Source organism: Candidatus Limnocylindrales bacterium (genome assembly GCA_035559535.1).
Classification (GTDB): Bacteria; Moduliflexota; Moduliflexia; order Moduliflexales; family JAUQPW01; genus JAUQPW01.
The window spans coordinates 48,978-58,301 of record DATMBG010000038.1 but is presented as its reverse complement, the minus strand read 5'-3'; the positions used below and the strand labels follow the sequence as shown (position 1 = coordinate 58,301).

The window sequence follows — 9,324 nt, the reverse complement described above, 5'->3', positions numbered from 1 at the left end:
AATTTGAGTTGTCAACATCTTTGTCAGTTACGGTATGAACTTCGTAAGGCTAAGGAACGTTTACGACATAAAATTCATGTGATCCAAGGTTGTATTAAACAGCTTGGATTTTATTAGATATTTATGCAAAGATCAGTAATTTAGTAGGTGGAAAAGGAAACACCCCCCTGGTCCCCCTCCAGGGGGGACTGACGTGGGGTGGCTGCTGCTAAAGCCCCCCTGGAGGGGGATCCTAACCATTACCCACATTTTTTCATTTCAGGGGATTAATAACTGGTTTAGCTATCTTGCTGGTTGAGTAGCGAAATGCATTGAATCTCCTTCGTGAGGGAAAGATTCCTCTTTTTGCAAGGTGGGTCAACCGGGACGGTTGACCTACTAACCGTTTTGAACCCATCCTCCCAAATCGAAAAATGTGGGTAAAGATAAGGAGGGGGATCAGGGGGGGTATTCAGACAGAAAAAGGGATACCTACTAAATTGTTACAGTTACAAGCAGGCTCCAAGGGATAAAAATTAACCATGAAAATCTTCTTGAAGGGGTAAAGGTAGAGCCGTAATGTTTAGGAGCATGAACAGAAAGGAAATTTTCTTTATCTTTTTGATCCTTCTGGGGGGTTACGGGAGTTTTCAAAACACGCTCCCTAACTATTTTGTTGCAGACGATTTTTTCCTCATTTATCCCTATACCTGGAAGGAAGTTTTACTGGCCTTTGGAGGGGAGGGTCTTGCGAATCATCGAGATCGGGAACGCCCAATTTTAGGAACTCCGGCAACGGATGAGGAGGGTACTCCCATCTTATTTAACGAAACCTACTACCGGCCTGTAGTTCGATTGTCTGCGTTTATAGACAGGCAAATTTGGGGATTTAATCCCTTTGGATATCACCTGACAAATCTTTTCCTGCACCTGCTCAGTGCTCTGGTTATTTATTTTTGGGTAAAGATCCTGCTCTCTTCTTCCCATTCCGGTTATATTGCCTGGGTTGTCAGCCTGCTCTTCGTAACCCATCCGGTTCATACAGAAGCCGTCACCTGGTTGTCCGGAAGAGTGGATGTACTTTGTAGCTTTTTCTATCTGCTCAGCGTTTTGCTTTTTACCCGATATCTCCACAGTCCCCCCTCTGAATCTCTGCGCTTCCGTATCTTCCTGCTGTCAGGGAGTATAGGAGCTTTTATAGGGGCTCTCATGAGCAAAGAGATGGCCATCACCCTCCCTCTGGTTCTATTCTTGATAGATTGGATGATAGGAGAGAAGCCCTTTCTTTCAAAATTGAAAAGGTTATCCCCTTTTTTCTTTATTCTGGCCGTTTATCTGGTCTTGAGATTTATCCTGCTGGGCGGAATCGGTGGCTATTTAAATCCACAGGGCTCGGTCCATCTTAAGTGGGGATGGTTCATGGTCAGTATCCTGGTCTGGTATGCCCGTCAATTGCTGTTTCCCTTTGAAGCTATCCTGCCTTCCCATATGAATTGGATTCAATATCTTCTTCTTTTTCCTTATAGCCTGTCTGTGTATGCTTTGTTTAGAATGTCCCGCATCGCAGGGCTGGCCTGTCTCTGGATTCCGGTAACCCTCCTGCCGGTTATGAATATCGCGGCCGAGCGGTTTCTTTACCTTCCTTCGGTTGGATTCTTGCTTTTTCTGGGATTGGGATTGGGTCAAAAAAGGAGTACGGGTGACCGGCCGGTCACCCCTACGAAGGAAAAATTATTCCTCCGGTCCCTGTATCTTCCCGGTCCTGGATACTTAATGATAGGGATTTTAACCCTGTTAAACCTCTTCACAACGCGCGAAAAAAATGAACGATGGCACCATGCCGGAGAGATGGTGCAGGAAATTCAAAATCAGATGAAATCCCTTTATCCCACTTTACCTCGTGGAGCCCATCTCTTCTTTCTGGATCTGCCCGATAATTACCAGGGGGCCTATGTCTATCGAAACGGAATAGCAGGATCTATGCGACTGATTTACCGGGATTATTCCCTTCAAGCAGACCCTTTAATCAGCCTTCTGCAATTGAAGCCTGAGACCTTTATAAAAGGTCAACATTTCCTTTTTCACTATCAAACCTGTCCTGAACCCTGTCAAAGGAAGGGACAGATCGTGCATCGTAAAGATTGGGAGGACTTTCTGGTTAAAGGAGAGCGATTTCCTTCCAAAATTGGAAAAACAGGAATCGAAGCTCCGGTAGACCTTATCGTTCAAAGTGCAGGTCTGTATGCCGGAAATTTAGGCGTTATCCTTGTTAATGGGCAGGCTGTTTCCCCCCAGAGTCGAGGTTATAATGTAGTCGTTGTAAATCCTCAGACGGGAAGGGTTGAAGAATCGACCGCCTTTGATACCCACAGGTGGCAGAGAGAATCCCGTCGTATGGCGAAGTTTATCGGCAAACTTGAAGAAGGAAAAATTGTAATCCTGGCCCTAAAAGATGAAGGGGCACTCTGCTTGACTACCGAGGCAGTAGAAGCTTTGAAAACCATTGGCGCTCAAGAAGATTTGAGAGGCCGACTCCACTGGAGCCATGCCGTGATCGGGATTAAAGGGGCTAAACCGGGAGAAGCTTTGGAAGAAAGCTCTTCGGGACCTGTAAAACTGGAAGTGGCCGGGAAGCGTTAAAATCTCTAAAACCTGGACAGCTATTATTTGAACTCAAATCGTATGCGGGCACTTACGTTGGTTTGATTTTCGTTATCCCGTTCAACGATGAGGGAAAAGCGGTCGGAGATTACATACCTTAATTGAACCAACTGCTTTTCCTGAGCAACCCCCACGGTGGTAGAAAAAGTAAGGAAGAAATCTTTAAAAAATTCTTTACCGATAATAACTCTGGGCGTAAAGGAAGAAGATCCCAGACCGGTTCCATTTTGGGCTTCGAAGGGTTCTATTTCGAGCCTGTCCAGTCGGGTTAATCTTTCCAGTCTTCCTCCAAATTGACTCTGTACGGGTGGGATAACGAGTCTTGCGACCTGCTCGGCCCCCAGCGTACTAAAGGTTCCCAGGACCTGATCGAAAGTTCCCCCGAAAGCCAACAGGGCCGTAATATCCCGCTCGGGAAGGGGTGGATCGGAACTTAAACTCAATGAAAAATCCTTCAAACTTCCTTGAAGGGTGAGGAAGATTTGATAGTTTCTAATCTCCGTCCTGGCTTGAAGGTTAATATCCGGGTTGAGTCCACTGGGATCGATGAAATCAATGGATCCTGAGGAAACACTATAATCCCGATTTTCAAAGGTGACCTTTCCTCCAGTTGTGCCAATATGGCCCCGAATTTCAGGCCTTTGGATAGTTCCCCGGAGGGTCAGATCTACCTGCAGGTTAAGGTCCATGGTTTTGCCCCTTAACCTGGCAGTGCGGGGCGACTTAACGGCCACATCCAAGCCAAGGGTTCGGACGGGAAATTCAGCCGGTTTCTGCAAATCTCTTTGCCTGCCGGTCATTCGAATTAAAGATTGAATATCTAATACCTCCAGGTATTGGGCATTGACAACCGCCACCGTTCCCGAGAGCAAAAGAGCGTTGGGTTTTCCTTTCAAAGTTACCTGGAGGTTGGTTTTTACTGCAAGGAACTCAAAAGGTTGCCGGATCGTTACATTTTGCCCCCGAAGGACCACATCCACCGATGAAAGCGATTTACCCTCTAAAAAAAGATTTCCACTGGCTTCGAGGAAAGAGGCGTCTTCTCCAACGCCCGGAGTCTCCAGGCGTCCCCGGATCTGGGTTACTTCGATACGATTTTTCTTTAAAAGAAATTTTCCAGTTATCTGGGTAATGGGATCTGGATAACTGGTAAAGCCTACCAGACCCTGTCGGATTTCCACAACTCCATTAAATTCAGGATTCCTATAAGCTCCCCGAAGGTCTAGCAGAACCTGGGCCCTTCCGTTTAATTCCCGAATGAATTGGCGTGGAACGAAAGGAGCAACAAAACGCAGATCGATCAAACCGTCCACCCCTAAATTCAACTCACCTTTAAAATTCAGATCTCCTTGAAGAAACAATCCCAGTTCTCCAGCCCGTTCCCGCATTTTCAGGGAAATAAAACTTAATTTTTCTCTCGTAACGGCCAACTCTATTACGCCTTCATTGAAAAAGTCCTGATCATAGATTTGGAGGTTAACTCTATTTAAAGTAATTTTGGCCGAAGCCTCTTCGAGATTTTTCAAACTACCTTCAGAAAAGATCTGCCCGGACAGAGTTCCTTTGATATCCTCCAGGGGATAGAAAAAACCCAGAATTTTTTCTACCCCTGCCTGCTGCAGGGTCATGCGGAAGGTATAATCAAGGGACGGGGTCAAGAGAAGATTCAGGGTGGCCACATACTCCCCTTTAAAGGCATTGATCGTGGATTTAAGCTGTTTTTCTTTAAGAGTAAACTCGGCTAAAATATCCGGAACCGGAAGGTTTTTAAACTGTAAATTTTTGAATCTTAAAGAACCTTGAACCTGCGGATTGGCTAAAGACCCGAATCCTCGTATTTGAATATCCAGTTGGCCTTGATAAGGGAAGGCTGTTTTGGGTAACCGGCTTAAATCAAGTAAATTAAGATCTTTCCCATTTAAATCGGTTTCAAAAGTTCCGGTATTCAGAGCCATGGAGCCATTACCTTTTAGGTAACTGGTTCCTTTCTGAGCTTGAAGCGACCAGGTTAGAGAGTCGGGGCAGGAATTGGTTTTACCATCAGGACACCGATCGACCCGATTTCTACGAAGGGAGAAGGTAGCTCGATCGAAGATCTGATAAGGTGTGACCACCTCTCCAAAATCCAGTTGAATTTGTTGGTTACCCAGATCTGGATAGCCGGCCCGACCTTCTATCTGTTGAATAGAGGTATCATAGAGTTTTACTTCTCTTAATAAAAAATCTCCTTGAAATCCCAGCCGGGAGAGAGGCCCTGCGATCTTTCCCCTCAAATACACCAGCTCTCCCTGGAGATTCCTTACGAGAGGGCAGAAGGGAGAGGGTAGAAAGCAATCCGTGTCCCGGCCAAAAATATCCTTCAACACAACCTGGAGTTCTGGAGAAGAAGCCTGTATTTGAAGGTTTAACTTAGGCTCCTTTGAGACTCCTGGAACCGACTTCTTTGATAGACCTTTAACCAATTTTGGACTAATCGAAGAAGCTTCAATTTGGAAATTAGCGCCTCCTTCTATATTCAGTTTGAGGGGCGTGGAGGCCACCTGTAGATTTAACCGGGAAGGAATAAGAGATAAAGTGGAGGGGACAGGTCTCAGGGGAATTTGCACGTTTCCTATCAGTTTCCCATCAAAAAGGGTGGCCGAGAGATCCGAAATGTTCAAATACCCCTTCTCTAACCTGACCTGGGCCGTCAGGTTAGTGAGATTAAGGCCATAAACATGGGCCTGGGATAGTTTAAGAGAAGCTGTGAGGGAAAGATCTTGAAGACTTTGAGGATTTCTAAGCTCCAGCTCAATGGAAAGCCCTTCGGTATAAATTCTCCGGTAAGAAGCTTGTGGGAATTTTAAGGAGGCATGGATCGTGAGATCGGATAAAAACCCGGTCACTTTACTTTTGATTTCAGCTTTTCCTAATAAAGGACCGATGGGAAATCCCAGTAATTTATTTAAAATATCTAAAACGAACTGAGAATGGATATCTAAGCTAAGAAAAGCTTCTTTAGACGCTTTTTTCCCTTGCAAATCCTCAGCTTTTACTTCACCTTTTAACGAATCAGGATGGAGGAAAAGGATGGATATCAGGACACTTAAGAAAATAAAAAACCTTCCTGCGAAGGGGGGGCAAAGTTTTTTCATGGAATGAATACTTTTAGCACGATCTCAACATTTTAAGTTATCTTTTTACTATAACTTTAAAGCAAGTTTGAAGGGAGAGCAATAGCATATCGGAAGGGTAAAATATTTGCTTGGACAAATCCCAGGAATTTACCGGCAGAAAAACTTTAAAACATTAGAAAAAAATATTTGACAATAGCCCTATTTTAGGATACAAGAATCAAATCCAAAAATCAGGAATTTTTGGTTATTAACCTCTAAGTGGGTAAGACTATGGTTAAGATAGATAAAACAGATAAGCAACTTATAAAATCTTTAAAAGGTAGGGCCTTAAAATGTATTCGGAAGGCAGACCGGGCCAGGTCTCCTAAGGCAAAATTAGAGCGAGCCGATGAGGCTATTCGATATCTCAGGCAGGCTTTTGAACTGACAGAAGATCCTTTACTGGAGACGTATATAGAGCGCTGTGAAACGTTTAAGCTTAAAGTCCAGATAGATGCTCTTCGAGATCAGGCAGATCAATTTCTGGCTCAGGCGGAAGAAGACAAAGAACACTCAGAAATTCTACTCAAGAAGACCCTATCCCGACTCCAGGCAATCCTGGAGATAGAGCCCGGCAACGATTGGATAAAGTCAGAAATCGACCGAATTGAAGAACAATACCAGGTCAAGTTTTTTCAAGGAACCGAAAAACCCCTTTTAAGCCTCAAAGAAGATTGGAACCTCCGGATTAAATTTAAGTTGAAGGGGTTTCAAGAATTATTGGAAAACTGGGATGGTTATTACCAATACAATCTTAAAGAAGACCCCCTGGAACCCCACGTTTACACCCTCGATTTTAAACCCAAAGATATTTTAATTTTTCGTGAAATTTATGAAGAGCTCAAAACAGAAACTCCCCTTCAAGTTTACCTGGATGACAAGTTAATCGATGAGGAAATCCTTACCGGCTGGCTTCAGTGTTATGGAAATTATCTCAGGGGACGGGATCCCCGTTATTGCTATGGAGCGACTTCGTTTAGTTACAATTTTATAGGATGTCACAAAGCTCAGATACGGGATATGGAAAGTAACTGGGAAAACAGTTGGTTCCGCTGTGGGGAGATGGATTCTACACTGGGTATCTTTTTTGTGGACAAAGAACAGCTCTTCCTCAAGATTCAAGCAAACTTACTCCCTTATACCTTTTGTCCGGCTTTGAATTTAGAAAAGTTACAGCTTGGATTTCGATTGCTTCCCAATAGTATCAACCCTCAAAAAGACAAGAACTGGGATTACGTTTTCCATAAAGGGGAAAAGATCGGGGTTATTCCAAAAGGGAAGGAAATTTTTATAACCCTGAACCGTCATACCTCTGATACCCCTCAACCGATAGAAACAGGAGCTACCTCTCAACTTAGAAAATGCCTGGCGATCCTTGAAGGCAAAGTGTCCCTGGAGGAAATCGATGGAGATAAGAACTTGAAGATATCTCGCTGCAGAAGCTGCGGATATTCCTATGAACGGGGCTCTACACTTTGTTCTAAGTGTGGTGAAAGCTTCTGGCAAGAAATTTTCGGCGCTCAACCCAATGTTTTTCGTACCCTTTTTAAAAAATTTAGTCAAAGTTGGGGAGCAGTCCGGGATACGGCTAACGGAAATCTCATGGGAATAAAACAAAAAGCCGGAGAAAAATATCCAGAAAATAGAGTTACTGCAAAGAATACCCTACAGGGTGAGGGAGTTGAAAGCTTACCGGTCATGGCATCTCTAAAGACTCTGGAAGAGCAAAAAGTACAAAATATTAAAACCTATGGGGATGCAGAGACCCTGGATAATTTAAAGGCTCAAAAGTCGGAGGAAGTAAAAGTCCTATCACCTGAAACAGAAACTTTAAGCAGGGAGAATACCCCAGAAATGCAGGAAAGTCCGGAAGAAGTAATCACCTCGAGACTATATCCTGATATATTTATCTCTTCTGAGTCTGAGGGAGCTGCTGAGGTTAACTTTCAGGAAGAAGCAACCCGGGAAACTCCAGATACCCAGGAAGATGGGGAGTCTTCTGTTTTCCACCTTTCCACCGGTATAGCCGAGATCCCTGAGCAGGTCGTAGAATCCGGTGAGATCGACCTTTGCGAAAGTAAAATCTCCGAAACCCATGAACAGAAGGATGAGGAAACCGCAACTCCGGTACTATCTGTTGAGGAGGAAGGAATTACCGCCCCCCTCCTACCCTCCCCATATGCTGAGAGGGAGAGGGAGGGGCTTACCGAAATGGATCTGTATGAAGAGGAAATATCCCAGGCCTACGTTCCGATAACTGTACCCCTGGAAGCAGCTCCTGAGGCCCGCCTGTCCGGGGAGGAAATATCCGATGAAAAGAAGACCATCCCACAGGATATTGAGCGTAAAGAAGAGAAGGAACTTTCGCCTGAGTCGGTCCTTACCGAAGAAGACTTGATGGCAGAAAACCATCCTGAAGTGTCGACAATCGAGGAGACCCCGGTCCTTGATTCGGATCCATTACCCGATGAGGAGCCGGTTCCAATCTCTTCTTCAGAACCTCAGGTGAATCAAGAAAATCAGCCGGAGATAATCCTTGAAGCCTCTTCAACTGAAACCGAACCTACAGGGACTCAACCGGGGGTTGAAAATTTAGAGACGGAGGCCTCACTTCGATCTCAAGAAGAGGAAATATCTTTACCGGAAGAACCCTTTGAATTTACCCCCCCAAATCAAAACCCAGACGAAGAAGAGCAGGAGGAAAATCCTTCCACCGTGGAAGAGATTATCCCTAAAATTTTGGAAGAAGAACTAAAGGAAGAGTTAGCCCCTTCCGGTCTGGATATGGAATCCCCTGATTCTGAAAGTAAATTTGTTTCTTCCGTTGAGGAGACTGAATCCAACGGTTCTATGAAGGAAGAACCCTCTGTTTTTGGCCCCCATAGACCTTTATCCAGGGGACCTGAAAAAACCGATCTATATCCCGCGGAAGATGGTAGCTTTAAGGAAAAGATGAAAAATCTTTTCCTGAAAAACTATTGGGAAAGAAAAAAGCTTGAAAATGCTTTCAGATTGGTAACGCCGGAAATGGGTCTGGAAGATGAAGACAATGAAAATCTCCCAACTCATACTTCCTCCCGTCCAAGCTCCAGACAACAAACTTCTAACCGGAGAGTTAAAAATCCAAAATCTGAGATTTCCTTGGTAAAGTCTCCCTTAGAAACCTTAGAAACCGATCTGATTAAAAAGATCAAGACTATTACGCCGACTTCCGATCTGAGTAGACGGGGGGTGGTCAGGATTATCTATTCGGCCATCATAGATCGAGATACCTGCCCGCTATGCCGGTTCTTGCATGGGATGGTGTTTCATCCAGATCATTTCGAAACCGAGATCTTTAAACCCCCCCTTCATAAAGGCTGCAAGTGTATGCGAACTTATATCTTAAGCAGTGAAAAGCCCAGAAACTGGCCGGAAGTTAATTTCGAGCCTCCCCCCGATGAATTACTAAAATATCTAGATCCGGCAAAATTACGGCAGTATATGGCTCAAAGGAGTTTGGTTGAATAGCTTGCTCTTTATGGGTGGT

At 44.5% G+C, this 9,324-nt stretch carries 3 protein-coding genes; 2 read left to right on the top strand and 1 reads right to left on the bottom strand.

Features of this window, described 5'->3' with window-relative positions:
• The first annotated feature begins 570 nt into the window (after nt 1–570).
• Nucleotides 571–2,619, top strand: a complete 2,049-nt coding sequence (locus VNM22_13855; protein HWP48244.1) for an interleukin-like EMT inducer domain-containing protein — start codon at nt 571–573, stop codon at nt 2,617–2,619.
• A 23-nt stretch (nt 2,620–2,642) separates the two neighbouring features.
• Here the strand turns inward: VNM22_13855 and VNM22_13850 are convergent, their stop codons facing one another.
• On the bottom strand, nt 2,643–5,660 hold the full coding sequence (locus tag VNM22_13850) for a translocation/assembly module TamB domain-containing protein (GenBank protein ID HWP48243.1): 3,018 nt from the start codon (nt 5,658–5,660) through the stop codon (nt 2,643–2,645).
• Nucleotides 5,661–6,026: 366 nt separating this feature from the next.
• On the opposite strand from VNM22_13850, the gene VNM22_13845 reads away from it, so the two are divergent.
• Nucleotides 6,027–9,305 (top strand): minor capsid protein, encoded by a 3,279-nt coding sequence (locus VNM22_13845; protein ID HWP48242.1) that lies wholly within the window; start codon nt 6,027–6,029, stop codon nt 9,303–9,305.
• Nucleotides 9,306–9,324: the final 19 nt, after the last annotated feature.

What these genes read in the sequence shown, in the direction of transcription:
- VNM22_13855 (HWP48244.1), top strand. Translation starts at nt 571, where the DNA reads ATGAACAGAAAGGAAATTTTCTTTATCTTTTTGATCCTTCTGGGGGGT.
- VNM22_13845 (HWP48242.1), top strand. Translation starts at nt 6,027, where the DNA reads ATGGTTAAGATAGATAAAACAGATAAGCAACTTATAAAATCTTTAAAA.